This is a genomic window from Thermocrispum municipale DSM 44069 (genome assembly GCF_000427825.1).
Taxonomy (GTDB): domain Bacteria; phylum Actinomycetota; class Actinomycetes; order Mycobacteriales; family Pseudonocardiaceae; genus Thermocrispum; species Thermocrispum municipale.
Map to the genome: position 1 here is coordinate 154506 of NZ_ATYT01000004.1, position 26120 is coordinate 180625.

A 26120-nucleotide genomic window follows, 5' to 3' on the forward strand; every position below is an offset into this window, starting at 1 on the left:
GCGGCGACGGGTTGTCGACCGCGGGGGCCCGCCGAGCATCCGTCGCGGTACGAGCGACGCGTCACAAATCAGCCGTACCGATGATCATGCGACCGGACGGCCGTTACGATGCGCTCGGTCGAGGTAGCCGATGACGTAGGGATGCCACGGGTGACGCCACGCGAACGAATCACCGCGCTGGTGGAGCACCCGTACTTCCAGCGATTCATCATCGCGGTGATCGTGCTCAACGCGGTGTTGCTCGGCGTGCAGACCTCGGCTCCGCTGGCGGAGCATTACCACAGCTTGATCGACGCGTTGGACGTCGCGGCGCTGGCGGTCTTCGTGGTCGAGCTGGCCATGAAGCTCTACGCGTACCGGACGGCGTTCTTCCGTGACCCGTGGAACGTGTTCGACTTCGTGATCGTGGCGGTCGCGCTGATCCCCGCCACCGGGCCGTTCGCCGTGCTGCGTGCGCTGCGCATTTTGCGGGTGCTGCGGTTGATCTCCGCGGTCGGCTCGATGCGCCGCGTGGTCGGCGCGCTGCTCGGCGCCATCCCCGGCATGTTGTCCATCGTGGCGTTGGCCGCGCTGGTCATCTTCGTCGCGGGCGTGATGGGCACGACGCTGTTCGCCGATGCGTCCCCGCACTACTTCGGTGATCTCGGACGGTCGCTGTTCTCGCTGTTCCAGGTCATGACCGGGGAGTCGTGGCCGGACATCGCCGAGGAAGTCATGGCGGAACAGCCGGTCGCCTGGGTTTTCTTCGTCATCTACATCCTGATCTCCAGTTTCGCCGTGCTGAACCTGTTCATCGCGGTGGTGGTCAGCGAGATGGAGGAGCAGCTGCGCGAGGACATGCGCGCCGAGGAGCAGCAACAAGCCGACGAGCTGGCCGCGGCCCATGAACGGGTCCTCGCCGAACTGGCCGCCATCCGCGCCGACCTCGCGGCCCTGCGCAACCGTGCGACCGGTTGAGCCGTCCGAATCATCGTCTGCTTTCCAGCGACGAGAAGTGCACCCAGGAGGATGCCGATGCAGTGGCGTGACCGCCTGGCCGCCGTGGTGGAGAACCGGCGGTTCCAGCAGTTCATCATCGCGGTCATCGTGTTCAACGCGATCACGCTGGCGATGGAGACGTCGCAGTCGATCATGGCGAGCAACGGCGACCTGCTGCATGTGCTGGACAAGATCATGCTGGCGGTGTTCGTCGCCGAGCTGGTCATGAAACTGACGGCCTACGGCCCCAAGTTCTTCTCCGACGGCTGGAACGCCTTCGACTTCGTGGTGGTGGCGATCGCGCTGATTCCGGCCAGCGGGCCGTTCGCCGTGCTGCGTGCGCTGCGCGTGCTGCGGGTGTTGCGGCTGATCTCGGCCGTGCCCGCCATGCGCAAGGTCGTCAACGGCCTGCTGTCGGCGATCCCCGGCATGGCGTCCATCGTCGCGCTGCTCGGGCTGGTGCTGTTCGTCTCCGGGGTGATGGCCACCAACCTGTTCCGGGACGTGGCGCCGGAGTACTTCGGTGACATCGGCACGTCGCTGTTCGCGCTGTTCCAGATCATGACCGGGGAATCGTGGCCGGACATCGCCGAGGCCGTGATGGCCGAGATGCCGCTGGCCTGGATCTTCTTCGTCATCTACATCCTGATCTCGACGTTCGCGGTGCTGAACCTGTTCATCGCGGTGGTGGTCAACGCGATGGAGGAACAGCTGCGCGAGGAGATCCAGGAAGAGGGCGAGCAGCACCATCAGGAGCTGACCGACTCGAACGCGACGATCCTGGCCGAGCTCCAGGCGTTGCGGGCCGAAGTGGCTGCGCTGCGTGCCGGGCTCGACGGGCAGAAGGTCTCCACCGACTAGCTCGCCACCGGCGGGCAGGGCTACGTCCCCGCTGTCTGCGCACCGAGGGGCGGGACTCCGGCCGAGGCGGCCGGCGGTCTTCCCCGGGCGGCTGCCGTCGCGGGCAGACGAGGCGGGCGGCTCACGCGCCGCGGCGGACGGGCAAGCCAGGCGACCCGCACCGACCTGCTCACCGTGGCGGGCTGGACGCGTGCGCCCAGAACCGTTTCGGCACCCGCCCGGACAGGCGTGCGTAGCGTCCGGCGATCACACCGTGCTTCATCGCCGTCGCCATGCCGACCGGGTCCTCGGCGCGCGTCACCGCGGTGGACAGCAGCACGCCGTCGCACCCCAGCTCCATGGCCAGCGCCGCGTCCGATGCGGTGCCGATGCCCGCGTCCAGGATGATCGGCACCGAGGCCCGCGCCACGATCAGCTCGATGTTGTGCGGGTTGCGGATCCCCAGGCCGGTCCCGATCGGCGCGCCGAGCGGCATCACCGCGGCGCATCCGGCCTCCTCCAGCTGCAGCGCCAGCACCGGGTCGTCGTTGGTGTAGACGAGAACGGTGAAGCCGTCCGCGACCAGCCGCTCCGCCGCCTCCAGCGTCTCGACCGGGTCGGGCAGCAGCGTGCGGTCGTCGGCGTGCACCTCGAGCTTGACCCAGTTCGTCTCGAGCGCTTCGCGGGCCAGCTGCGCGGTGAGCACGGCGTCGGCGGCGCTGCGACAACCGGCCGTGTTGGGCAGCAGGCGGATGCCGAGGCGCCGGATCAGCTCGAGTACGCCCGACCCGCCCTCGGCGTCCGTGCGGCGCATCGCCACCGTGGTCAGCTGCGTGCCGGAGGCGACCAACGTCCGCTCCAGCACGCTGAGGCTGCTCGCCCCACCGGTCCCGATGATCAGCCGCGAGTCGAACTTCTGGTCGCCGATGACCAGCGGGTCTTGCGGCGTCTGTGCCACCGTCAGCCTCCTTGCACGGCGCTGAGGATCTCCACCTGCGCGCCATCCGACAACGTCGTGTCCGCCCAGTTGCTGCGGGACACGACATGACCGTTCATCGCCACCGCGACACCGGGGCGCGCGGCACCGAGTTCCTCCAGCAGCGCCGCGACCGTCGTCTCCGGAGCGACCTCGCGAGTCTCGCCGTTGACCTCGACCTCGATCACACCGATGCCTCCTTCTCGACCCGGGCCGGGTCGGCCGCGCGCGCGGCACCCGGCAGTTCGCCGCCGTCCAGCAACGCGACGACGGCCCGCGCCGTGACCGGCGCGTGCAACAGGCCGTTGCGGTAATGCCCGGTCGCGACGATCACTCCGTCGGACAGTCTGCCGATCAACGGAAGGTTGTCCGTACTCGCCGACCGCAGTCCGGCAGCCGTCTCGGCCAATTCGTACTCGGCCACGCTGGGGTAGACCCGCTCGGCCGCGTCCAGCAGCTCGCGCACACCGCCCGCGGCCACCGTCTCGTCGAATCCTGCTTCGTACTGGGTGGCTCCGACGACGACTTCGCCGTCCGAGCGCGGAACGAGGTACAGCGGCCGGTTCTCCACCACGGCGCGGACCGTCATCGGTGGCGGCGGCAGGCTGGTCCGGCGGGCCCGTAGCCGCAGGATCTCGCCCTTGAGCGGACGCACCAGCCCGCGTAGCTCGTCGTGCAGCGCGCCGGTCCGTGCGCCGGCGGCCAGCACCACTTCGTCGCAGTCGAACTCGCCGGACTCGGTGCGCACCGTGCCAGGTCCGACCGCCTCGACCCACTCGCGCCGGTAGTCGACACCACGGCGTTCGCCCGCCAGCAGCAAAGCCTTCAGCAACCGCCGGTTGTCGACGGCCAGGTCACCGGGAACCACCAGCCCGGCGCGCAGCCTGCTCGTCAGCCCAGGGACGCGTTTTCGCAGCTCATGACCGTGCACCAGCTCGGCGCCCCGGCCGACCCGGCGCAGGTAGTCCGCGAGCACTTCCAGCTGCGCGGCATCGCCCGGATCCCACGCGGCGATGATCGTGCCCGCGGTGTTCATCACCGGGTCGGCGCCGTCGGTGGTCAGCTCGTCGGCGAACTGCGGCCATTGCGCCAGCGACTCCTCGCCCAGCTCGAGCACGGCTTCTTCGCCCGGCCACGCCTCGGCCACCGGCGCGAGCATGCCACCGGCCACCCAGGAGGCTCCCGCGGCGGGTTCGGGATCGAACAGCGTCACCGCATGACCGGCCACGGCGGCCCGCCAGGCGACGGCAAGCCCGATGACGCCGCCGCCCACGACGGCTACCCGGGCTTGCTTGCGGCTCTCGGTCGTCATGATCACGCTCCCTGCGCCGGCATGACCCGGATCAGGTTCCACGGTCGGAGCTGCCGCTCCCTCTCAGCCCGCTGCTCGGGCTCCCGTGCGGACGCCTCAACCGTAGCGTGATCAGCCGCGACAGTGCCAACCTCACGACCGTGGCGCTGCCCACCCCGGCCGGGTGGGTACCGTGACGACGTGCCTGGATTGAACGGCGATCAGATCCGCGCTCGGCTGGCCGACGCGCGGCTGTACTTGTGCACCGACGCCCGGCGGTCGCGCGGCGACCTGGCCGAGTTCGCCGACGCCGCGCTGGCCGGCGGGGTGGACCTCATCCAGCTCCGCGACAAGGCGGGCGGGGTGCCGCTCGAGGCCCGCGAGGAGCTGGCGGCGCTCGAGGTGCTGGCCGAAGCGTGCGAGCGGCACGGCGCGCTTCTTGCGGTCAACGACCGAGCGGACGTCGCGCTGGCGGCGGAGGCCGACGTTCTGCACCTGGGGCAGGACGACCTTCCGGTCGAGATCGCCCGCCGAGTGGTCGGCGACGAGATGGTCGTCGGCTTGTCGTCGCACTCGATCGAGCAGGCCCTGGCCGCGGCCGAGACGAACGGGGTGGATTACTTCTGCACCGGGCCGTGCTGGCCGACCCCGACCAAGCCGGGACGACCGGCGCCCGGGCTCGACCTGGTCCGCGCGGTGGCGGCGGCCGGCCCGCAGCGCCCGTGGTTCGCCATCGGCGGCATCGATCAGCAGCGGCTGCCCGAGGTACTGGACGCGGGCGCCCGACGGATCGTCGTGGTGCGCGCGATCACCGAAGCCGAGGACCCCAGGGCAGCCGCCGAGGCGCTCAGCACCGCCTTGCGGGCGCGCTGAGCGTTACTCCGCCGGCTGCTGGCCCGGGCGCTCGTTCTGCCCAGGCAGCTGCGGCAGCTGCTCGTCCGGCTGCTCCTGCTGCGGAGTCGACGGTTGCGTCGGTGTCGTGCTGGCCGGCGGCTGTTCCGTCGTCGGCGGCTGCTGCGGTTCCTCGGAGTCCTGCGGGACCTCGGGCGCGTCCTGCTCCTGCTCGTCCTGAGAGCTCTCGTCCGAATCCGCGGGCGTGGACGGCGTGCTGGACTTGCCGTCGTCCGGCGCCGTGGGCTGGTCCTTCTGCTGCTGCTCGTTGCCGGACTCGTCGACGCCGAGCACGTTGGTGATCGTGCGGCCCTTCTCGCCGGAGATGGCGTTGCCGGTGAGCAGCTCGATGCCGGTGATGACCGCCATGCCGAGCAAGAAGGCCGCGACCGTCCCGCCGAGCACGACTCCCCAGCGGATGCGGCGCCGGGGCTTGTCCTGGTCCTCGGCCGGGGCGACTTCCTCGCCGCGCGGCCGTGGGATGAACACGGTCGGCGCGTCCGGGTCGACGGGGCCGTCCGCGTTGTTCGGCGCAGGAAGCCATTGCGTCGCCTCGGGGTCTGCGTGCATGAGGCGCGTGCCGTTCTGCGCCGGCAACTTCTGCGTGCCACCAGGACCCTGCTGAGCAGGCATGGTGCGCGTCGCGTCCTGCCCGGGCATCACCCGCGTGGCGTCCGAGCCCCGCGCGTACGCCCGCAGCGCCACCTTGGCCAGCGCGGCTTCCTTCGTCCGCTTGGCCGCCTGCTTGGTGCGTTCCAGCGAACGCAAGTAGAGCTCGCTGCCGACGGTGGTGCCCAGGCTGAGCAAACCTGCGCCGATCACGGTGCCGTACACCCCGAGCTGCGCGCCGACGAACGCAGCCGTGATCGCGGCCAACGCACCCGCCACGACCTGAGCAGGCCGGAGTCCGTTTCTTTCTTCCTTCACTTACGCCAACTTCCCCACACGTATTGCAGCTGAACCCTCCACCCGGCCAACGCGTGCGCGCCGGGAATCGTTGCCGGACGTAACGGACAACACGTGCAACCGTCCACAGTGGACTGAAATCGGTCACAGCCGGACGTCGGACGGTCGCTCGCGGCTACCGCCGGACGCGCGACGGCACGCCCCGCCCCGCTCCCCCAGGTGACCAATCGCTCCTTACCCGCCGCGCGCATCTCGGGCAATCTGGACACATGCGCTTGATCACCATTGACGACGTCCGCGCCGCATCCGACCGGATCGGCGGTCACGCCCTCCGCACTCCGCTGCTCCGCCAGACCTGGGACGAGCGCGAGCTGTGGCTGAAACCGGAGAACCTGCAACCGATCGGTGCATTCAAGGTGCGCGGCGCCGTCAACGCGCTGGCCGCGCTGGACGAAGAGGTGCGGGCGCGCGGGGTGGTCAGTTACTCCAGCGGAAATCACGCCCAAGCCGTGGCATATGCGGCCCAGCAGTTCGGGGTGCCCGCGACCATCGTCGTGCAGGACGGCGCCCCGCAGGTGAAGATCTCGGCCACCAAGGCGTTCGGCGCCGAGGTGGTCGAGGCCCCGATGACCGAGCGCCGCGCGGTTGCCCGCCGACTTGCCGAGCGGCTCGGGCGCGTCGTCATCCCTCCGTTCGACCACCCGGACGTCATCGCCGGCCAGGGCACGATCGGGCTGGAGATCGCCGAGGATCTGCCCGCGGTCAGCACGGTCCTGGTGCCAATCTCCGGGGGCGGCCTGGCCTCCGGGGTCGGCACGGCGATCACCGCGTTGTGCCCCGACGCCCGGGTGATCGGTGTCGAACCGGAGCTGGCCGCGGACACCGCCGAGTCGCTGCGCGCCGGGCGTCTGGTGCGGTGGGACGCGGCCGACCGGGCGCGCACGATCGCCGACGGCTTGCGGACCGAGCCGTCCGAGCTGACCTTCGCGCACCTGCGCGCGACGGTGGAAGGCGTCGTCACGGTGACCGAGGACGAGATCCGTCAGGCCATGCGCGTGCTGGCCACCCGGGCCAGATTGGTCGCCGAGCCCTCCGGCGCGGTCAGCGTGGCGGCGTGGCTGTTCCACCAGCACGAGCTGCCCGCCGGCCCGACGGTGGCGGTCGTCACCGGGGGGAACGTCGATCCGACTCTGCTGGCCGAGGTGCTGCAAGCTCGGTAGCGGGGTGGCGGAAGCCGGGGTGCTCGCGCGGCAGCGCCTTGTGCAGCACCCAACCGCTGACCGCGATCACCGCGGCGACCAGCGGCCAGCTCAGCACCGTGCGGGCCACGCCGAGCGCCACCACTTGTCCGCCCCACCACAGCACGCCGAACACGGCCACGCGCAGCACGTACTGTCCGAACCAGACCCAGCTGGCCAACGAGTAGGCGCGCAGCAACGCGGGGTCACGACGCCAGCGCGTCTTCTGCCCCAGCACGACGCCGACGATCACGCCCAGCAGCGGCCACCGGATCAGGATGCTCGCCGCCCACGCCAACGCACTGCCGACGTTGGCCAGCACCTGCAGCAGGAAGAAGTCTTGAGCGCGGCCGGTGTACAGCGCCACCAGAGCGGCGGCCACGACGGCGGCCAGGCTGATCACGACGGCGGCGACACGTTGACCCCGCAACAGCCGGACGACTCCGACCACGACGGCGACCGTGATGGCAACCGCAGCACCCCATCCGATCGACCGTCCGGAGACCAACCAGCCGAGCACGAACGCGACGGGAGGCAGGCTGGCGTCGAGCGCTCCGCGGCGACCGCCGAGCACCGTGGCCAACGACTCGGGACGGACACTCACGCATCCAGCCTGCCGCAAAATCAGAAGGAAGGTAAGCCTAACTTTCCTTGGCCACCGTGAGCCGACCGGGTGTGATCAACTCAGCACGTCCACGTGCGACGCTGTTTGCCCACGTCAGAAAGGGGGCTTGGGTGCGCAGGCTACTATGAGTACGTCTGTACGGATTACCGGTAGTGGCGAAAGTCGCTTCAAATCCGGCATTCTCGACATCATCGGCGCACGCCCGAAAAGGGGCCACGAGGCGTGCTGCCTGCCGGGATGTCGTCGCGCAGTGACCCGCCGGGAAGGAGAAGGGAGACTCTGCATGCATCGGTTCACCAGCTTCATGGCCTTGGGCGACAGCTTCACCGAGGGTATGAACGACGAACTGCCTGACGGCACGTTCCGCGGCTGGGCCGACCGCCTCGCAGAGATGCTCGCCAAGGACAACCCCGGCTTCTCGTACGCCAATCTCGCCATTCGCGGCAAGACACTGCGCCAGATCATCGACGAGCAGCTCCCGGTCGCACTGGAGGCACGGCCGGACCTGGTCACCGTCTGCGCGGGCGGCAACGACGTCATCGCCCCCGGCTCCAACGTCGACCACATCGCGGAGATGTTCGACGGCATGATCCGGCAGCTGGTCGAAGCGGGAATCGACGTGCTGATCTTCACCGGACCCGACGTACGCGAGGTCTCGGTGGTGAACCGGCTGCGCGGCAAAGTGGCCCTGTACAACGCGCACCTGCACGCCATCGCGCAGAAGTACCGCACGCTGGTGGTGGACCTGTGGGCGATGGAGCCGCTGCGTGACCCGCGCGCGTTCAGCGAGGACAGGCTGCACTTCAGCCCGGAGGCGCACCGCCGGATCGCGCTGCGTGTCGCGGAGGAACTCGGCCTGCCGGTCGAGCAGGACTGGCGCGAGCCGTGGCCGAAGCCCGCCCGTCGCCGGGACTGGCTGCGCGCCCGCCGTGACGACCTGGTGTGGACGCGCACGTACTTCTGGCCGTGGATCAAGCGGCAGATTCGCGGCATCTCCACCGGCGACGGCCTGCAGCCGAAGCGGCCGAAGCTGATGCCGTTGACGCCCCCGGCGCAGCCGGCCGGCGACGGCGAGATGGTCAACGCGCACTAGCCCACCGGCGTCCGCTGAGCTGGTCGAATCCCCTCAAGAATCCCCTGTTCCCAGCGGCATTCCATTACTCTGGTTCTGCCCGGAACCAGGGTGACGCGCGCGTCGTCTCATGAGACGTCGCGAGCAGGCGAGGGATCCGAAGGGAACAGGGGAGATCCGCACATGGGCAACGGCAAGGGCTACGAGGTCGACCCGGACAAGATGCGTGAGGCGATCAAGCTCGCCGAGTCGATGCTCGAGGAACTCGAGGAGCGCGCGTACGAAGTTCCTGACCTGGTCGGCATGCCTGCGCCGTCCACGCAGGAGGACAAGGTCACCAACGAGTACCACAACGGACAGAAGGTCGGCGCGCGCACGTCGGCCGTCGCCACCGCGCAGGCGTATCACGAGGCGTTCCAGGGCCAGATGCAGTACCTGAGCCAGCTGATCCCCAACCTGCAGAGCGCATTGAGCAGCTACGAGCAGTCCGAGGAATCCATCGGCGAGTCGATGCGCAGCAAGCAGAACCAGGTGCAGTAAGCGCCATCGCCAGATCACTGATCGTCCATCTCCGCAGAGGGGGCTTCGATGTCCAACCCGGTACCTGGCTGGGTCGGTGTGCTGTCGCCCGGCGCTTGGATCGCTGGAGCAATCTTCGGCAGTGACGACCTGAGTCAGGTTCACAAGGCATTGCCGATCTACTTGGCTATCCAGGACGGCAGTCCGCGGCCGCTGTTCGAGGCGTCGCAGCTGGCCGCCGAGCACTCCAGGAAGCAGGACACCTTCGCCGACAACGCCGACAAGCTGCGCAAGCTGCTCAACGACGCGTGGAAGGGCGAGTCGGCCGAGAAGGCCGAGAAGAAGATCAAGAAGCTGTCGGAGAGCGCGCGGGAGACCAGCAAGTCGCTGGACAAGAACTCCAAGAGCTACGACTCCCAGGGCCGGGCCTTCGACGACATCAAGCACAAGATGAAGCCGATGGACAATCCGCCCCCGGAGGGGTCGGGTTTCCTGGACCGGCTGGCGCCGTGGGACACCGACGCGGAGAAGGCGGTGCAGCGCAACCAGGAGGCGGCGCAGCACAATCTGGACCTGTACGACAAGTACTCGCAGACGTCAAAGTCCAACGCGGAGAGCCTGACCGAGAAGTACGGCCACGCGGGCAACCCCGGCAGCCAGACGACGACGCCGCCGGACGACCGGGAGAAGACGCCGAACGAGAAGGAGCGCCCGTACACCCCACCGGGCACGAATGACCGGCAGGCGCAGGAAGAAGCCCGCAGGCGCCAGGAGGAAGCGCAGCGGCGCGCCGAGGAACAGCGCCGCCAGATGGAGGCCGAGCGCCGCCGCCAGGAGGAAGAAGCCCGCAGGCGCCAGGAGGAGGCGCAGCGGCGCGCCGAGGAGCAGCGCCGCCAGATGGAGGCCGAGCGCCGCCGCCAGGAGGAAGAAGCCCGCAGGCGTCAGCAGGAGGCGCAGCGGCGCGCCGAGGAACAGCGCCGCCAGATGGAGGAGGAGGAGGCGCGCAGGCGCCAGCAGGAGGCCGCGGAACGCGCGCGCCGGGCCCGCGAGGAGCTGGCCGGGAGTTCGTTCACCCCGTCCAGTCCGAAGCTCGGTAGCACCTCGGCGTCGAGCTTCTCCCCGTCCGACTTCGCCGGTTCGGGCACCGGCGCGGGCGGCTTGGGTGCCGGCGCCTTCGGTAGCGGCTCGGGCAGCGGCTCGGCCGCCGACGGTGGCCGGGCAAGCGGCGCTTTCGCCGGTGGCGGAGCTCCTGGCGGCGCAGGTGGCGCTGCCGCCGCCGCGCGCGGAGCCGGCATGGGTGGCATGCGCGGTGGCATGGGTATGGGCGGCATGATGGGCGGCGCCGGAGCCGCCGGCGGCAAAGGCGACGACAAGGAGCACAAGCGCAAGTTCCAGGCGACCGAGGATCCGAACAAGCTGTTCGGTTCCGACGAGAAGTCCGTCCCTCCGGTGATCGGTGAGAAATGAGCATCATCAGTGACACGGTCGAACTGCCCCTGATCGGGCTCGACTGGCTGTGGAAGTCCGTCGCGCCCGGTCCGGCGCATCCCGCGCTCGGCATCGGTGACATGTGGGTCGCCGAGGACGACCGGCCCCGGGTCGCCCAGGCCATCAACGAGGTACTCGGCCAGCAAGGCCTCGGTTCGCTGGACGAGCCGGCGCCGGAGTTGGTCGAGACGCTGCGCCTGCTGGCCACCGCGAGCGAGGAGTACTACGCCTGGGTCAACGGCGTCACGTCCAACTTCACCGGCGCCGTCTTGGTCGCCGGTAACGGCACGGAAGCCGTGCGCATGGCCAGGGACCAGCAGGCGATCGGGTTCGCGCCTGCCCCCACGGAGGATCTGGCCGGGCTGCTGGTGGATGCCTTCAAGCCGACCGACCCGGCGGACATTCCGAAGCTGAGCGTGCCGAAGAAGGACTTCTCGGTGGAGGCCCCGGCGCAGGATGCCGACGACGACGAAGAGTTCACCTTCACCTACGAAGAGGACCGGGACGAGGTCGACCCCGCCACCAGGCTGCGCAACCTGATGCAGGCCAAGCGCGAGGCGATCTACCAGATCTACACCGCCAAGCGTTCCGGCGGCACGAGCCGCAAGCGGGTGGGCCCGTACGCCGTGGTGGACATCATCGACGAGGGCCGCGTGGTCACGTTCGTGGACGAGTCCGGGGCTGAGCCGATGATCCAGTGCCTGCCTGCCGGGCGGGACGACCTGGTCAAGGTGCTCACCGAGGCGCACGCCGCGCTGGGCTGAGCCCGTTGGACGAGAAAGGCCGCCGCGTCCGGTTGTCCGGATGCGGCGGCCTTTGTGGTTCGAGGACGGTAGCTCTTCCGAGCGTTGCCTCGCGGCCGACGCCGAGCTCGCGGGTGAGCCCTGCTGACGTGGCGCAAGCTCAGTTCGGGACGGTGTGGCCCGCAGCTGGCGTAGAGCTCACCGGAGAGCCACGGTGACGTGGCGAAAAACCGCAGAAATGGCGGGAGCGGCCGGCACGCCCCCACACGTGCCGACCGCTCCCGTCCGGCCGTCTGCGCCCCCTTCACCGCGCGATGGCCGACCGCTCCCCAAGCCGGTCACCGCGCGCCTCGGCGGTCCCGCCGCGTGTGCTGGCACCCGCCGGTCGTTCCCCCTCCGATGGCCGGGCGGTTCCGCCGCGCACGACGTCCGTACATCCATTAAGAGTCGCTGGAGGGCGAAAAGGTTCCCTCGCCGAGCGAACTTTTTTGCCTTCCTGCTCAGTCCTCTTCGACGATGAGCGGGTAGACGCCGTTCTCGTCGTGCACCTCGCGGCCGGTCACCGGCGGGTTGAACACGCACACCGTGCGCATCTCGGTCTTCGGCCGCAGCTCGTGCTTGTCGTGGTCGTTGAGCAGGTACAGCGATCCCGGCCGCAGCTGGTGGGTCTCGCCCGTGCCCAGGTCGGTGATCTCACCTTCACCGGAGACGATGAACACCGCCTCGATGTGGTTGGCGTACCAGAATTTGTTCACCGTGCCCGCTTTCAGCACGGTCTCGTGCACCGAGAAGCCCACTTTGTCCTTGGCCAGCACGATGCGCTTGCTGCGCCAGTTTTCCGTCTCCACATCGGCTTCGGTGCCGGTGATGTCGTCGAGGTGGCGGACGATCAAGTTCGTTCTCCTTCTGCTCGTCGGGTCAGCCGAGTACCGCGTCCACCGAGGCACGCAGGATCTCCAGGCCCTGATCGACCTCGGCATCGGACACGGTCAGCGGTGGCAGCAACTTGACGACCTCGCCCTCCGGACCGGAGGTCTCCATCAGCATGCCGCGCTGGAACGCTTCCCGGCACACCTTGCTCGCCAAGTCACCGCCTTGGTCACCTTCCCCCATTTCGATGCCGCGGGCCAGGCCTTTGCCCTTGGCGACCAGGCCCGCCTGGGGGTAGGCCTCGGCGATCTCGGTGAGCGCGGTACCGATCCGCTCACCCTTGGCCTTGGTGGACTTCTCCAGCTCGTCGGTCCGCCAGAACAGGTTCAGCGCCTCGGCGGCGGTGACGAAAGCCGGGCTGATGCCGCGGAACGTACCGTTGTGCTCGCCGGGTTCCCACACGTCGAGCTCGGGCCGGATCAACGTGAGCGCCATCGGGATGCCGTAGCCGCTGATCGACTTGGACAGGCAGACGATGTCCGGCTTGATGCCTGCTTCCTCGAAGCTGAAGAACGGCCCGGTGCGGCCGCAGCCCATCTGCACGTCGTCGACGATCAGCAGGATCTCGTGCCGTTGGCACAGCTCGGACAGCGCCCGCAGCCACTCGGCTCGCGCCGGGTTGATGCCGCCCTCGCCCTGCAGCGTCTCCACGATCACCGCGGCAGGCTCGTTCAACCCGCTGCCGGAGTCCTCCAGCAGCTTCTCCAGGTAGAAGAAGTCCGGGAACTCGCCGTCGAAGTAGTTGTCGTAGGGCATCGGTGTGGCGTGCACCAGCGGGACACCCGCGCCGCCGCGCTTCATCGAGTTACCGGTCACCGACAGCGCGCCGAGCGTCATGCCGTGGAACGCGTTGGTGAAGTTGATGACCGACTCCCTGCCGGTCACCTTGCGGGCCAGCTTCAGCGCCGCCTCGACGGCGTTCGCGCCGCCGGGCCCCGGGAAGATCACCTTGTACTGCATGTCGCGGGGCTGCAGCACGATCTCGTTGAACGCCTCCAGGAAGCGCCGCTTCGCCGACGTGTACATGTCCAGCGAGTGCGTGACCCCGTCGTCGGAGATGTACTCGATCAGCGCACGCTTGAGGTCCGGGTGGTTGTGCCCGTAGTTGAGCGCGCCCGCGCCCGCGAAGAAGTCCAGGTAGGGCTTGCCGTCTTCGCTGTAGAGCCAAGTGCCCTTGGCCTTGTCGAACACCACAGGCCATCCGCGGCTGTAGCTGCGTACCTGCGATTCAAGTTCCTCGAAAATACTCACCTTCGCTCCGTTCGCGACTCGGGTTCGTCATGTGTGAATAGCCGGAATCAGCGCCGGATACGCAGCGGTCCGATCCGGTACAGGTCCTCGGGCTCGTGCTCGTCCGGGAAATCGTCCGCGGAGAACAGCGGGCTGCGCTCCATCTCGGCGCCCCAGCGCTTGGCGAACGCGGCGAACAGGGCGATGGACGCCTCGTTGTCCGGAGTGATGGTGGTCTCCAGATAGCGAACACCGTCCCGCACCAACGGCGTGTACATCCGGTCGAGCAATTTGCCGGCAACCCCACGCCCGCGGGCACGTGCGTCGACCGCGACCTGCCAGACGACCGCGGTGTCCGGTGCACGCTGCTTGCGGTATCCAATGACGAATCCGACCGGCTCCCCGTCCAGCCGCGCGATCACGGACGTGTCGGCGAAATCAACCGCCCACAACAGGTAGGCGTAGGAGGAGTTGAGGTCGAGCTTGCCGGAATCGCGGGCCATCCGCCACAGCGCCGCCCCGTCGGACTTCCGGAGATTGTCGATGACCAACTCGCCGGCGGCGGATGTTCCACCGTCGGCGGGTGCGTTGCTATTCCCCGACATAAGGACTCTCAACGTAACAGAACTCGGCGGTGAGTCCAGGACTACTGAGCGTGATGACCAGTCTCACCTGGGCCGATGATGTGCAGGTAATTCCCCGAATGTGACCCGTCCAACCTTTTTCCCGGTTACCGAGGGGCACGACTGGTGTCCGCGGCGGCGTTGGCTCGCTCGATCCGGCGCTGCAGCAGCGCGACGACTTCGGCCGGACGATCGACGGGCAGGACCCACTCGTGACCATCCACCCGCAAACCGACCGCCGGGCCGGAGATCGTCTCGACATCGACCTTGAGTGCTTTCGGCAGGGTGGCGGGCGCCTCGCCGTTCGTCGTGGCGTCCCACACCCAGGTCACCTTGGTCAACGGGTACTTGGTGCCGCCGCTGTGGTGGTCGATGTCGAAGAAGTCGAGCACCGGTATCGATTGCCTGCGGACCTCGATCACCTTCGTGCCGACCACCAGCATGGTGCGCCGCAGACCGCGCAGCGGAATGGGCCAGTGATAGGAACTGTCCGCCATCGCCGCCGACACGGGCAAAGTCAGCATGCGCGCGGCCCGGGCCGCCAGCGCGAAAGAGGCAACCAGGATGAGCGGCATCGCCAGCAAACCGGCACCAACGATCAGCCAGCGCCAAGGGTTCTCCTCACCCAGGGCGACGAAGAAGACCATGGGGAAAGCCAGGCCCAGCGCAGTCCACACGTTCACGTAGATCGCGTACATCGCCCAGTCCCCGGGGCGTCGCCCGCCGAACAGCCACGTCAAGGCCCCGGGCACGGCGAAAACTGCACTGAAGCAGGCGCCCTTGACCGCGAGCGCCGGATCTTCCTTCAGCGCAGCATTGATCGCCAGGTAGTACGCACCGGCCGCCAGCGGCACGCCGACCAAGGCGAACCCGACCATGGCGTGCGCAAAGACCTGCCGTCGTGCCCCCGGAGCACTCACGTGACGGTCGCCTTCGGCTGCACGTCACCGATTTTCGGCGCCAGCCCGTTCAGCTCGCTGGCGAATCCGCCGTCGATCTCGCTGTACACCTTGCCTGCCGACTTCACCCGTTCTCCCGCTCCTTGGCAGGCCGGAGCGCACGCGGTGAGCAGGTCGAGGAACTCCTGGCAGGCCTGGTCGTAACTGCCCTTGAGGAACAGACCGGGAGCGCCCCAGGTGAGGTCGTTGCCCGCGGCAGCCTCCCGGGCCACCGCCTCGATCTTGCCCGCGTTGGTGGAGATCCGGTCCATCTCGACCCCCAACGCTTCCAGCTCGCTGACGTCGACGTCGAAACAGCCCGGACCACCCTCGCCGAGCCCCGGCGGGATGTGCGCCGACTTCGGGTGGGCGAGCAAGGCCTTCGCGACCGCCTTTCCACCCTGGAGGCCGGCCGTCACACCGGCACGTGTCAGCACCGCCTTGATCAAGGGCTTGCCTTTGCCGTTCATGAACTTGGCCAGCAGCCCGACCAGTTTGCCGAAGATGCCGACCGCCTTCTGGATCTTCTCGATCGCTCGGGTCACCGCCTGCTGCGCCTTGATGGCGCCGGACAGCATGAACTCGGCGATGGAGGCGCCGAAACTCCAGGTGCTGTTGGCCAGCGCGATCAGTCCCCGCATGATCAACCACGCGACGAGCTCGGCGAGGATGCTTTTGATGATCGCGAACAGCGCCTCGGCGACGGCTTTGGCGCCCTGCAGCACCTCCCGGACCTGATAGGCCTCCTGCGCCATGCCCCAGATCGATTTCTGCAGCGCGGCCATGAACCCTTTCGCCGCCTGCGCTGCCTGACCCGACCAGGTCGGAATCTTGCTGTCCACGGCTTCCGCGACCTCTTCGCTGAGCGCCTCGGTCGCCTGCTGCACCTGCTCCCAGACCCGCTCCAGCCGGTCCATCTCGTCCGGATCCCCGGTGACTTCCTCGACCAGCTCGTTCAGTGGCTCGACCAGCTCGAAGACCATGGTCAGGCCGAAGTCGGCCAGCATGTAGAACGGGTCCTTGATGGTCAGCACGGCGCCCGCGGCAAGCATGCCGATGTCGGTAGCCAGAGCTTTCGCGGTCTCCCCGCCCGTGGCCTCACCCTGGACCGCGTCGACGATGTCGTCCGCCGTCTTGAACAGGCCGGTGGTCAGCGGCGGCCCGCCCTCACCGATGCGGCGACCCGCGCCATCCTTCTCGACTTCCGGGTACGCGGAAATGTCCGACCCGTGCTCGTCGGCAGGGTTCTTCCCCATGCTCCCCTCCCCGAACAGCAGCGCCGTACCGCCAAGTTGGTCTGACGATACGGCGCTGCTGGTGGGGATACCGGCGGAATGACCGAATTGGCGTAATTCAGCGGCAGAAGGGGCACGCCTCGGCGTGTCCGCCGGCGACTGCAACGGCGCTGAGCATGCGCAACCTCTGGCACGCGTCGCAGCGCACGTAGAGCACTTCGCCCTGGCTGGTGCGATGGCGGGAAACGATCGTGTAGCCGGTACGGGTCTCGGTCGTGGCGGTGGAGAGGGTCGCGGTGGTCATACCTCCATACTGGACGCGTTCACCGTTGAGGTCCATTGCATATTTCTTCGAAGTATTGTCTAATTTCTCTTCATGATTGACCTTCGCCGGCTGCAGGTCCTGCGGTCCGTTCACCAGCACGGCACGGTGACCGCCGCGGCCGCCGCGCTCCACCTGACGCCGTCGGCGGTGTCGCACCAGATTCGCGAGTTGGCGCGCGAGTTGCAGACGCCGCTGCTCGAGCCGCACGGCCGAAAGGTTCGCTTGACCCCGGCCGCCCTGGTGCTGGTCAAGCACGCGGACGATCTGTTGGCGCGCTGGGAGGAGGCCCGTTCGGCGCTGGAGGCCTTCCGCGCGGGCGCTTCCGGGATGCTGCGGTTGAGCGGCTTCCCCACCGCGATGGCGCTCATCGCCCCGGCGGCCGTCCTGCTGCAGGAACGCAATCCCGGGCTGCAGGTGACCGTGCGGGAGAGCGAGTCGGAGGAAGGGTTCAAGCTGCTGCTGGCCGACGAGACCGACGTGCTGCTGTTGACGCCGACCGACAGCGGCCCGGCACCGGACGACCCCCGGTTCGATCAGCAGCCGATGATGTCCGAGCCGCTGGACCTGCTGGTCCCGGCCGATCACCCACTCACCAAGAAGAAGAAGCTCGCGTTGGCCGACGCCGGGTGCGAGCCGTGGATCCTGCCGGTGCCTGGGACGTGCGACCACCACGATCGCGCCATGGTCGCCTGCGCGGTCGCCGGGTTCACGCCGCACGTGGCGCACCACGCCACCGACTGGAGCGCGGTGGCCGCTTTGGTCGCGTGCGGGTTGGGGATCTCGCTGGTCCCGCGGCTCACCGAGCTACCCGCGCGGTACGAGCTGGTGCGGCTGCCGCTGACCGTCGAGCCGGTGCCGACCCGGCAGATCATGACGTGTGTGCGGCGGGGCAGCCGGCAGAGCCCGCAGATCCAGCAGGCCCTGCGGGCACTGGAGGAAGTGGTCGAGGACCGGGTGGCGTTGGCAGCCGCAAGCTGAACCGACTGTGCGGCGGGCCGCGCTGACCCTGGACCGGGGCCTGCTCGCAGCAGCCCCTGACCATGGCGAGCCGAGCATCAGGGGCCGGGTAGGACTCGCCGTCGGCGCATGCAGCGCCATGTCAGCGGGGGCTGTGCGCGGGCGCCGCCGCCAGCATCGCGGCGTCGTGCGCGCTGTGTGCGGGCGCCGCCGCAAGCATCGCGGCGTCGGTGCGTGCTGTGCCCGGGCGCTACCGCAAACAGTGCCGCGTCAGTGCGAGCTGTGCTCGGGCGCCGCCGCGGCGGCCCGCTCCGCGGTGTGCTCGATGTACCGCACGCACCGCGGCCACAACGCGGGCGGCAGCTCGTGCCCCAGCCCGTTGATCACGTGCAGCTCCGCGCCCGGGATCGCCCGCGCGGTGGCCAACCCCCCGCTGACGTTCACCAAGTGGTCGTCGGTGCCGTGGATGACCGTGGTCGGCACGCGGAGCTGGCGCAGCCGGGGTGTCCGGTCCGGCGCGGCCAGGATCGCCGCGAACTGCCGGGCCCGACCGTCCGGATTGAGCCCGCGCTCGTAGCTTTCGATCGCGCGCCTGCGCACGCGCTCCTCGTCCACCCCGAACCCGGGCGAGTGCAACCGGTGGGCCACCCGTACCTGGTGCTCGATGTAGCCGTCGCGATCTTGCGGGGCGGACAGCAACAGCGTCCGCCACCCCGTCAACGTCGGCCTCCCCACCAGCTTGCTCCCGGTGTTCGACATGACGGAGGTGAGGGAGCGGACGCGCGAGGAGTAGTCGAGCGCTATCAGCTGAGCGATCATGCCGCCCATCGACGCGCCGACCAGGTGCACCTGGGACAACCCGAGGTGGTCGAGCAGGCCGACGGTGTCCCGGGCCATGTCCTCGAGGCGGTACGGCGCGCGGCGCAGCAGCAACGCACGCGCGAGATCCACCTCGCCGTCCAGCCACGTGGACCGGCCGCTGTCCCGGTTGTCGAACCGGACCACGTAGAACCCGCGGTCGGCGAGCATCTCGCAGAACTCGGTGTCCCACCACGTCATCGGCGAGCCGAGCCCGATGATCAGCAGCAACGGCTCCCCGGTCGGGTCGCCGAACGTCTCGAAACACAGGTCGATTCCGTCGTTGACACCGCGCGCGAATTGCTCAGCCATGCCACCTCCCGAATGTCCCGGTGCCCCTCGAGGCCGGGTGCCCCTCGAACGGAGGATCAAGTGCCACTACCACGGAGGATACGTTCACGCGCGTTCACGCGGCACCGTCCTCCGGGCGTGCTCCCGATCACTGACGAGGGACACCCGGCCGATGTGACGAGGTCAGCCGACCAGCGGCAGGTGGATCTTCATGCCCTTCAGGATCATCGCGCCCGGCACCCGGCTGCCGTGCCCGAACGACATGTCCGAGATCGGGGTGACCAGCAGGTACAACGTCTTCCCCGCCGGCACGTCGACCGCGACCGACGGCAGTTCGATGTCCTTGCGCGGCTTGTCCACCACGATGCCCGGCTCGCGGATCGGCAACATGTTGTTCTGCACGATCTTGGCGTTCAGCGGGCTCGTGCCCACCGCGAGCGAGACGAACATGCGGCCGTCCAGTGCCAGTGACGTGACCTTGGCGTCCAGCGTCGGCGTGCCTGCCACGGTGAGCGGGCCCGACTTGATCGGCACCGCGATCGGCGCGCCGACCCCGACCAGGTTGGCCGTCTTGCCCAGTTCGACCGTCGTGTTCGCCTGCACGCTCGACACCGTCTGGCAACGTCCGTCGGCCGTGGCCAGGTGGTACTGCCCTTCGCCGGGGATGTCCACGTCCTTGCCCTGCAGCTCACGCTGGAAGAACTTCAACCGCAGTTCGCCGAACGTGCCGCCCAGCTCCTTCGAGCACGGGTCGGACTCCACGGTCCCGCCTGCCAACGACGCCAGCGCGTCGTTGGTGCCGGGCGGGATGACGCTCGGCAGCACGTGGCCGCCGTTGTGCCCGATCAACACGCTGCGTTCGCGCGCCTCGGGAGTGAGCAGCTTGTCGTAGGTCTTGATGGCTTGATCCATCGGGAACAGGTTGTCCGTCAGGCCCTGCCGCATCAGCACCGGGATGTCCAGCTTGCGGCCCTCCGCCACGTGGAACGCCGGGCCGTTGCGCTCGAGGAACTTCTCCAGCGACACCGGGATGTTGCCGGTCACCAGCGCCTCGAGCAGCGCCTTGGTCACCGTCGTGGTGTGCGCGTCCGACGGCAGGCCGCCCAGGTAGAGCAGCAATGCCCATTCGGTCCTGGCCACCCCTTGCGGCGCCAAGCTCTCGCTCAGGCTGTGCCAGGTGATCTCCGGCGCGAGTGCGTCGAAGCGGGTGGCCGACTTCTCCATGATCTCGCTCATCGCGCCGACGAACTGATACCCGCCGCCGTAGGAGCCGCCCATCGCGCCGAGCACCGGATCACCCGGAGCATCCTTGGCCACCCACGGCTGCTCGGCGACGAAGTCGATCAGCCGCTGCACGTCCTTGCCCTCGACCTCCGGGCGCATCAGATGCGCCTTGCCGCCACTGTCGCCGAATCCGCGCTGGTCGAAGCTGAGGACACCGAACCCAGCATCGATCAGCGAGGAAAACGCCGACGGATCGGTCTGCCTGTTGCCGCCCCAGCCGTGACCTTCGAAGATCACCGGGACCTGGTTGTCCGCGCCGGTGTTCGGCGGCTGGTAGAGCGTGTAGCAGATCGACACCGGTGTCGACGTGCCCGGATCCGGCACGCTCTCCAGACAGCCTTCGGTGACGATGGCCGCCGCGGACGCTGCAGGCGCGGCCCCCACCCCCAGCGAAACCCCGGCCAGCACAGCAACCAATGCGGAACCGAACCTGCGAACGTTCCCCATCAAGCACCTCGCTTCGTTGATCGAATACGCGACAGTAACGACCGAACGGACGCGAAGGGTGCGCGGAAGTGCACCGTGTCGTGGGTAGCTCGGGCAGACTCTCCCCGCCGCTCGGTGATCACCGCCACAGCACGCGCGCAGTCGACCCACACTGGCTGGCACCCCTGCACACAAGGAGTCGACATGCGAGTACGAACGAAGTGGTTCGGCGCGCTCGCTGCGGTGGCCGCAGGCATCGCGGCCTCAGCGATCGCGGTCATGCCCTCGGCGTCAGCGCAGAGCGCCGCCGCACCGGACAAGCTGCCGGTGACCGTCACCAACGACAGCGGCCGGTCCGAGCAAGTGCACCTCTACGTGCTCGGCATCAAGGACGGCCAGCTGGGTTACGTCGACCAGGCCGGTGACTTCAGCGCATGGCCGCCGGGATCCAACCCGCCGTCGCCCGCGCCGGACGTCTCCATCCCCGGACCCGCCGCCGGCGAGTCGACGACGGTCAACATCCCGAAGGGTCTGTCCGGCCGGATCTACATGTCGTTCGGCGACGAACTCGAGTTCTTCCTGACCCCGGACGGTCTGGTGCAGCCCGCGCCGTGGAACCCGAGCGACCCCAACCACGACATCCTCTTCGACTGGAGCGAGCTGACCTACAACGACGAGGGCCTGTGGCTGAACAGCACCCAGGTGGACATGTTCGCCGTTCCGCACGCGGTGTCGGTGACCGGCGCGGACGGCACCACGCAGACCCGCGGCGAGCTCAAGCCGGGTGGCCGCAACGCGGTGTTCGACGGCCTGCGTGACCAGGCCGGATGGGGGGACACCATCGTGACCCGCGGCGACGGAACGGTGCTGCGTGCGCTCGCGCCCGGCAAGGCGGCCGAAGCCGGTCTGCTCGATGCCAACTACCTCGACCCGTACATCGACCAGGCATGGAACGCCTACACGGACAAGGACCTGACCGTGGTGCCGTTCGCCGACCAGCCGGACACGAAGTTCATCGGGCGCACGTCGGGATCGACCATGGCCTTCACCGACACCAGCGGTCAGCAGGTCGCCACGTTCGACAAGCCTTCCACCGCGGACGTCTGGGGTTGCGACGGCAACCTGCACGCCCCGAACGACGAGGTCGTCGGGCCGATCGCCCGCACGCTGTGCGCGGCGCTGCACCGTGGCACGCTGCACAAGATCGACGTGCAGCCCGGCGGTGACCCGGCGGCGGACTTCTACCGCGAGGATCTGACCAACCACTACTCGCGGCTGATCCACGAGAACATGGTCGACGGCCGGGCCTACGGCTTCCCGTTCGACGACGTGATGGCACAGGAATCCCTGGTGCACGACGGCAACCCGCAGTCGGCCGCCATCACCCTCACCTCGTTCGAGTAACAACGCCCTTCGCGCTGCGCCCGCGGGATCCCTCCGCCCGCGGGCGCAGTGGTCTGTTCTGGGGTGTGTGGGCCGGTCCGACGGGTTCCGGTCGCCGCGGCCGGTCCGGACAATTGCGCTCGTTCGACGAGGCGACCGGACACCTGCGGCCGCCTCGTCGCGGGTGATCAGGACGAAAGCTCACGGTGTCTCGACCGACCGCGCTGATCACCGACGCAGGCCGCAACATCGGCAGCGCGATCACGCTGCGCCCGGCGCGCGACGCCACGACGTGGTGCTGGTGGTCCGCCGTCACCGGACAGACGATCAACGTCAACGGCGGCATCCACCTCGGCTGAGTTGGAGTTCGAGCCTTACCGAAATCTCGCACCGGTCCGGTACGGTTTCCCCGGCAGCTACGCGTCGACGCTGTCACAAGGGGTGGCGAGGTGCGGTACGGGCTGGGCGTTGATCTCGGCATTTCGTTCTCCGCCGCGGCCGTGGCTGCCCCGAGCGGCGTCCGCACGGTCTTCTTGCCACCCAATGTCGTCGTCCCGTCCGTCGCCTATTTGGATGATGAATCGACCCTGGTCACCGGGGTCGAAGCGGAGAAGGGCGAGGATCCGAAACGCCTCGCGCGCGGGTTCAAGCGGAAGCTGGGTGAGCCGTCGCCGCTGATCCTCGGCGGCCATCCGTACTCGGCGGCGGCACTGATGGCGGCTCAGCTGCGCGACATCATGGCCGAGGTGACGCGCGTCCACGACCGGCCGCCCGCCGCCGTGGTGCTCACCCACCCGGCGACCTGGAACGCCTACCGGCGCGAGCAGTTCACCGAGGTCCCGCGGCTAGCCGGGATCAGCAACTTCCAGCTGGTCAGCGAACCGACGGCGGTCGCGGCGCACTACTGCAAGCAGAACCCGTTCGACGAGGGCGACGTCATCGCCGTCTACGACCTGGGCGGCGAAACATTCGACATCACGATCCTGCGCCTGCGCGCCGACCGGGCGGACGTCCTCGGCACCCCGGAGGCCATCGACGACCTGGGCGGGGACGCCTTCGACGAGCTTCTCCTCGCCGAGATCGACAACCGCGTCGACGGCGCCATCTCCCGGCTGGACACCAAGGACCCGGAGCAGGCCGCGCTACGCGGTCGGATCCGCGAACTGGCGGTCAAGGCCAAGGAGGATTTGTCCATCGAGCCGGACGTGACAGTCAGCGTCCCGCTGCCGGACTCGCCCGAGGTGTCGATCTCCCGGCTCGAGTTCAACGACCTGATCAAGCCGCGGCTCACCTCGACCATCGACGCGGTCCGTCGTGCGCTGTCGTCGGCCAGGCTGGCGCCGAAGGACCTCAAGGCGATCGTGCTGTCCGGTGGTTCGGCGCGCATTCCACTGGTCGCTCAGCTGTTGTCGCAGGAGTTCGGCAGGCCGGTACGCACCTCCGCGCATCCGAAGCACACGGTGGCCCTGGGCGCTGCACACATCACCGAACGCCTGCGGACGGAGCCACCGAAGCGGCCTGCGAAACGAACGGTGGTGACCCCGCCGCCACGGCCGACTCCCCGGCACAGTCCACCGCCGAAACCGACCGCACCGCCAACGCCACCCGAATCGTCCGGTCCCGAGAAGCGTCGCCGGTGGATTCCGGTGACCATCGCCGGAGCCGTCGCGGCCGTCGTCGCGCTCGTCCTGGCACTTGTCCTCGTGCCGACGCCGGCGCCGTTGGTGCGACCGACCACAACGCTCATGCACGAGCCGCTTTTCGACGAGGGCGAGCTCATCCCGCCATGGCGCGCCTACGTCGGCTCGCCGGTCGACAGGTGGGCAGGCGTGGAGATCGACGACGACGGCGCGCAGACCGAGACCATCACCGGGCGCATCGACCACGGCCACCTGGACGTGATCTGGACCGGCGAAGGCCAGGTCTACCTGCAAAGCGGCAGGAAGAAGGACCTGCAGTCCTACTTCCGTGACGACAAGTCCGCCCTGGTGTTCAACGTCGCGGTGTTCAAGCCGCCGAAAGGCAACGTGTCACTCCAGGTGCAGTGCGATCACCCGTGCTACGCCAGCGTGGAGATCGACGGCTTGCTGAAGCGACTGCCGGTGGGACAGCGGATCACCGTCGCGGTGCCGCTGCACTGCATCGCCGAGCACCCGGGCAACCTGTGGCAGCCGGAATCGGTGGACACACCATGGCTGCTGTACTCCGAAGACGCGCTCGCTGCGTCGTTCACCAGGATCTACTGGACGGCCGACGCCTCCGATCTGAACCCCGTGCCGTGCGACCGGCTCGACTCGGCTACCGCAACGTCCCGCCCCGGCTGAGCAGCCGCTCGGCGCGCAGCACCACCGGCCGGTCGACCATCTGACCGTCCACCACGCTCACCCCGCCGTCGGCGGCGGCCACCACTCGGCGGGCCCAGTCCAGCTCGGAGTCCGTCGGCCGCAGCGCCGCGTGGACGTGTTCGATCTGCCGTGGGTGGATGCACAGCTTGCCGGTGAAGCCCAGCTCCACCGCGTGCGCGGTGTCCGCCCGCAACAGGCCGACCTCGTCCAACGACGTCGTCACACCGTCCACCGGCGGCGCGCACCCGGCCGCGGCCGCAGCCAGCACGAGAGCCGATCTGGCGTGCAGCAGCGCGTAGTAGGACGCCGGGTCCACCCCGAGCTCCGCGGCCAGGTCGACGCTGCCGAACGCGGGCCGCACCACACCGGGAGCCGAGCACACCGCCCGCGCGTTGTCGATCCCGGCGGCCGTCTCCACCAGGGGAATCACCGTGCCGCGCGGCAGGTCTTCGGCCCGCTCGGCCTTGGGGACCATCAGCGCCATGGCCACGTCGCCGACCGCGGCGACGTCGTCGTCATGCCACGGCGTGCCCGCCGCGTTGACCCGGACCACCGCGCTGTTGCCCGCCTTCAGCCACTCGGCGACGTGCTCGCGCGCGGCAGGCTTCTGCTCCGGCGCGACCGCGTCCTCCAGGTCGAGCACCACGGCGTCCGCGCCGCTGGCGGCCGCTTTGGCGAACCGATCCGGGCGATTGCCCGGGACGAACAGCAATGTGCGAGCGCTGGCCAGCACCGTCATGCCATCACCACCGTGAAGCGCCAGTCCAGAACGGGCTCGGCGGCGCTCACCACCACCCGCAGGTCGACCAGCCCACCGCCGTCCGGCAACGCGCGCAAACCGGTGACCTCCACCTCGCTGGTCAGCGAGTCGTTCTCGTGCACAGGTGCCAAGTGGTCGCAGCCGTCCCACGCGGTGACCGCGACGATGTTCGGCAGGGCCCGGGTGGTGTGGCTGAGCGCCAGGCCGATGGTGTGGCCACCGTACACCAGCCGGGTACCTCCGGCGGCCGCGGCGTCGTGGTGCGCGCGGGCGATGTTCAGCGTCAACCTGGCCAGCTCGGGGGCGCTGGAAACCACGTCGGCGCCGACCACCTGCCACGTGCGGCCGACCGTCAGATCGGCGAAGTGCTCGCCCGGGACCCGGTCTCGGAACGCCGCCAGCTGCCAGTCCTCCAGCGGCGGCTTTGGCAGCGGGCCCGCGCCCAGCTCGGACAGGTCGTCGGCGTGCCCGGTCTCCTGGTCGGGACGACGCAGCGGCAGCATCGCGCAGCGCCAGAAGTCCAGCACCGGGCGATCGTGCTGGTCCACGGTCGTGATGCGCAGCGCGGCCATTCCGGTCGGCTTGCGGCCGGGGCGCCTGCTGTTCTCCCGGAGTCCGACCACCTCGGTGACCGTGCGCAGCGTGTCCCCCAGTACGGGAAAGCGGCGGAACGCCAGCCCTCGGTAGAACAGGTTCGCCCGCACGTGATGCGTCGCCAGGGTCGACTGTCCGATCGCGACGTCCCACACCAGTGCCGGGTGCGCCAGCGGAGCGTCGTTCCCGGTCACCTCGGCGCACAACGCGTGGTCCAGCGGCAGGCGCATCCGGTCGCCCACGATGGCCTGGTGGACCGCCGCGTGCCCTTCTGTCAGGGTCACTCCCGGCGCACCGGCGAACTTCTGTCCTCGGGTCAGCTCGTCGAAGTACGGGCCTTCGACTTTATCCGGCCAATTCATGCGCCCAACCGT

27 protein-coding genes and 1 riboswitch are annotated in these 26120 nt (G+C 69.0%); of the genes, 12 read left to right on the plus strand and 15 right to left on the minus strand.

Translation table 11 applies throughout. The features are described from left to right. Window positions 1-150: 150 nt before the first annotated feature. Together YWM_RS0104120 and YWM_RS22130 are read left to right on the plus strand one after the other, a co-directional pair. Entirely contained in the window at window positions 151-957 is an 807-nt protein-coding gene (locus YWM_RS0104120; protein ID WP_028849647.1) for an ion transporter, read from the plus strand. Between the two features lie 57 nt (window positions 958-1014). Next, entirely contained in the window at window positions 1015-1839 is an 825-nt protein-coding gene (locus tag YWM_RS22130) for an ion transporter (protein WP_043659693.1), read from the plus strand. Window positions 1840-2008: 169 nt separating this feature from the next. Here the strand turns inward: YWM_RS22130 and thiG are convergent, their stop codons facing one another. The 3 genes from thiG to thiO form a co-directional block, all read right to left on the minus strand. After that, on the minus strand, window positions 2009-2776 hold the full coding sequence (thiG, locus tag YWM_RS0104130) for a thiazole synthase (RefSeq protein WP_043659596.1): 768 nt from the start codon (window positions 2774-2776) through the stop codon (window positions 2009-2011). 2 nt (window positions 2777-2778) lie between these two features. Beyond that, window positions 2779-2982: a sulfur carrier protein ThiS gene (gene thiS, locus YWM_RS0104135; RefSeq protein ID WP_425426473.1), complete on the minus strand. Its 204-nt coding sequence runs from the start codon at window positions 2980-2982 to the stop codon at window positions 2779-2781. Continuing rightward, window positions 2979-4106, minus strand: a complete 1128-nt coding sequence (gene thiO / locus YWM_RS0104140; RefSeq protein WP_043659696.1) for a glycine oxidase ThiO — start codon at window positions 4104-4106, stop codon at window positions 2979-2981. Before thiO ends, thiS begins: the two co-directional genes overlap by 4 nt. Next, a riboswitch (TPP riboswitch) is annotated at window positions 4098-4203 on the minus strand. (Overlaps the previous gene by 9 nt.) Window positions 4204-4286: 83 nt before the next feature. On the opposite strand from thiO, the gene thiE reads away from it, so the two are divergent. After that, the gene (gene thiE, locus YWM_RS0104145; protein ID WP_028849650.1) at window positions 4287-4958 is read left to right on the plus strand and encodes a thiamine phosphate synthase; all 672 of its coding nucleotides are present in this window, start codon (window positions 4287-4289) and stop codon (window positions 4956-4958) included. A gap of 3 nt (window positions 4959-4961) precedes the next feature. On the opposite strand, the gene YWM_RS26560 is transcribed toward thiE, so the two are convergent. Further along, window positions 4962-5903: a hypothetical protein gene (locus tag YWM_RS26560; RefSeq protein ID WP_211232426.1), complete on the minus strand. Its 942-nt coding sequence runs from the start codon at window positions 5901-5903 to the stop codon at window positions 4962-4964. Between the two features lie 248 nt (window positions 5904-6151). On the opposite strand from YWM_RS26560, the gene YWM_RS0104155 reads away from it, so the two are divergent. Next, complete coding sequence (locus YWM_RS0104155) at window positions 6152-7102, plus strand: threonine ammonia-lyase (protein ID WP_028849651.1); 951 nt, start codon at window positions 6152-6154, stop codon at window positions 7100-7102. Here the strand turns inward: YWM_RS0104155 and YWM_RS0104160 are convergent. After that, window positions 7047-7724 carry a DUF3159 domain-containing protein gene (locus YWM_RS0104160; RefSeq protein WP_028849652.1) on the minus strand — a complete coding sequence of 226 codons (678 nt, stop codon included), beginning with the start codon at window positions 7722-7724 and terminating at the stop codon, window positions 7047-7049. The genes YWM_RS0104155 and YWM_RS0104160 overlap by 56 nt on opposite strands. A 304-nt stretch (window positions 7725-8028) precedes the next feature. Here YWM_RS0104160 and YWM_RS22140 point away from each other — a divergent pair, with 304 nt between their 5' ends. From YWM_RS22140 to YWM_RS0104180, 4 genes are all read left to right on the plus strand, one after another. Next, window positions 8029-8838: an SGNH/GDSL hydrolase family protein gene (locus tag YWM_RS22140; protein WP_043659599.1), complete on the plus strand. Its 810-nt coding sequence runs from the start codon at window positions 8029-8031 to the stop codon at window positions 8836-8838. Window positions 8839-9000: 162 nt separating this feature from the next. Then, window positions 9001-9357 (plus strand): hypothetical protein, encoded by a 357-nt coding sequence (locus YWM_RS0104170; protein WP_028849653.1) that lies wholly within the window; start codon window positions 9001-9003, stop codon window positions 9355-9357. A 48-nt stretch (window positions 9358-9405) separates the two neighbouring features. Next, window positions 9406-10803 (plus strand): hypothetical protein, encoded by a 1398-nt coding sequence (locus YWM_RS27025; RefSeq protein WP_028849654.1) that lies wholly within the window; start codon window positions 9406-9408, stop codon window positions 10801-10803. Beyond that, window positions 10800-11588 (plus strand): ESX secretion-associated protein EspG, encoded by a 789-nt coding sequence (locus YWM_RS0104180; protein ID WP_028849655.1) that lies wholly within the window; start codon window positions 10800-10802, stop codon window positions 11586-11588. Before YWM_RS27025 ends, YWM_RS0104180 begins: the two co-directional genes overlap by 4 nt. Before the next feature lie 479 nt (window positions 11589-12067). Here the strand turns inward: YWM_RS0104180 and YWM_RS0104185 are convergent, their stop codons facing one another. The 6 genes from YWM_RS0104185 to YWM_RS0104210 form a co-directional block, all read right to left on the minus strand. After that, on the minus strand, window positions 12068-12460 hold the full coding sequence (locus YWM_RS0104185; RefSeq protein ID WP_028849656.1) for an ectoine synthase: 393 nt from the start codon (window positions 12458-12460) through the stop codon (window positions 12068-12070). Between the two features lie 25 nt (window positions 12461-12485). Next, window positions 12486-13748 (minus strand): diaminobutyrate--2-oxoglutarate transaminase, encoded by a 1263-nt coding sequence (gene ectB / locus YWM_RS0104190; protein ID WP_028849657.1) that lies wholly within the window; start codon window positions 13746-13748, stop codon window positions 12486-12488. A gap of 47 nt (window positions 13749-13795) precedes the next feature. Further along, window positions 13796-14332, minus strand: coding sequence for a diaminobutyrate acetyltransferase (gene ectA, locus YWM_RS0104195; RefSeq protein ID WP_028849658.1), 537 nt, complete (start codon window positions 14330-14332; stop codon window positions 13796-13798). Between the two features lie 125 nt (window positions 14333-14457). Beyond that, window positions 14458-15270 (minus strand): hypothetical protein, encoded by an 813-nt coding sequence (locus YWM_RS0104200; protein WP_156914631.1) that lies wholly within the window; start codon window positions 15268-15270, stop codon window positions 14458-14460. Further along, window positions 15267-16544, minus strand: a complete 1278-nt coding sequence (locus tag YWM_RS0104205) for a hypothetical protein (protein WP_028849660.1) — start codon at window positions 16542-16544, stop codon at window positions 15267-15269. The genes YWM_RS0104200 and YWM_RS0104205 overlap by 4 nt, the downstream gene beginning before the upstream one ends. A gap of 97 nt (window positions 16545-16641) precedes the next feature. After that, complete coding sequence (locus YWM_RS0104210; protein WP_156914632.1) at window positions 16642-16827, minus strand: hypothetical protein; 186 nt, start codon at window positions 16825-16827, stop codon at window positions 16642-16644. Window positions 16828-16899: 72 nt separating this feature from the next. Here YWM_RS0104210 and YWM_RS22150 point away from each other — a divergent pair, with 72 nt between their 5' ends. Next, entirely contained in the window at window positions 16900-17826 is a 927-nt protein-coding gene (locus YWM_RS22150; protein WP_043659602.1) for a LysR family transcriptional regulator, read from the plus strand. A gap of 249 nt (window positions 17827-18075) precedes the next feature. On the opposite strand, the gene YWM_RS0104220 is transcribed toward YWM_RS22150, so the two are convergent. Both YWM_RS0104220 and YWM_RS0104225 read right to left on the minus strand, forming a co-directional pair. Continuing rightward, on the minus strand, window positions 18076-18975 hold the full coding sequence (locus YWM_RS0104220; RefSeq protein WP_028849662.1) for an alpha/beta fold hydrolase: 900 nt from the start codon (window positions 18973-18975) through the stop codon (window positions 18076-18078). 162 nt (window positions 18976-19137) lie between these two features. Further along, window positions 19138-20685 carry a CocE/NonD family hydrolase gene (locus YWM_RS0104225; RefSeq protein ID WP_043659604.1) on the minus strand — a complete coding sequence of 516 codons (1548 nt, stop codon included), beginning with the start codon at window positions 20683-20685 and terminating at the stop codon, window positions 19138-19140. Between the two features lie 183 nt (window positions 20686-20868). On the opposite strand from YWM_RS0104225, the gene YWM_RS22155 reads away from it, so the two are divergent. The 3 genes from YWM_RS22155 (at window position 20869) to YWM_RS22160 (ending at window position 24371) form a co-directional block, all read left to right on the plus strand. Then, a complete protein-coding gene (locus YWM_RS22155) occupies window positions 20869-22068 on the plus strand; it encodes a glycoside hydrolase family 64 protein (protein ID WP_043659607.1) in 1200 nt (399 codons plus the stop codon). 185 nt (window positions 22069-22253) lie between these two features. Continuing rightward, the gene (locus YWM_RS26040; protein ID WP_156914633.1) at window positions 22254-22406 is read left to right on the plus strand and encodes a hypothetical protein; all 153 of its coding nucleotides are present in this window, start codon (window positions 22254-22256) and stop codon (window positions 22404-22406) included. Between the two features lie 90 nt (window positions 22407-22496). Continuing rightward, on the plus strand, window positions 22497-24371 hold the full coding sequence (locus YWM_RS22160; RefSeq protein WP_043659610.1) for an Hsp70 family protein: 1875 nt from the start codon (window positions 22497-22499) through the stop codon (window positions 24369-24371). On the opposite strand, the gene YWM_RS0104250 is transcribed toward YWM_RS22160, so the two are convergent. Continuing rightward, a complete protein-coding gene (locus YWM_RS0104250) occupies window positions 24346-25131 on the minus strand; it encodes an HpcH/HpaI aldolase/citrate lyase family protein (protein WP_028849665.1) in 786 nt (261 codons plus the stop codon). The genes YWM_RS22160 and YWM_RS0104250 overlap by 26 nt on opposite strands. After that, window positions 25128-26108, minus strand: a complete 981-nt coding sequence (locus tag YWM_RS0104255) for a MaoC family dehydratase (RefSeq protein WP_028849666.1) — start codon at window positions 26106-26108, stop codon at window positions 25128-25130. The genes YWM_RS0104250 and YWM_RS0104255 overlap by 4 nt, the downstream gene beginning before the upstream one ends. Window positions 26109-26120: the final 12 nt, after the last annotated feature.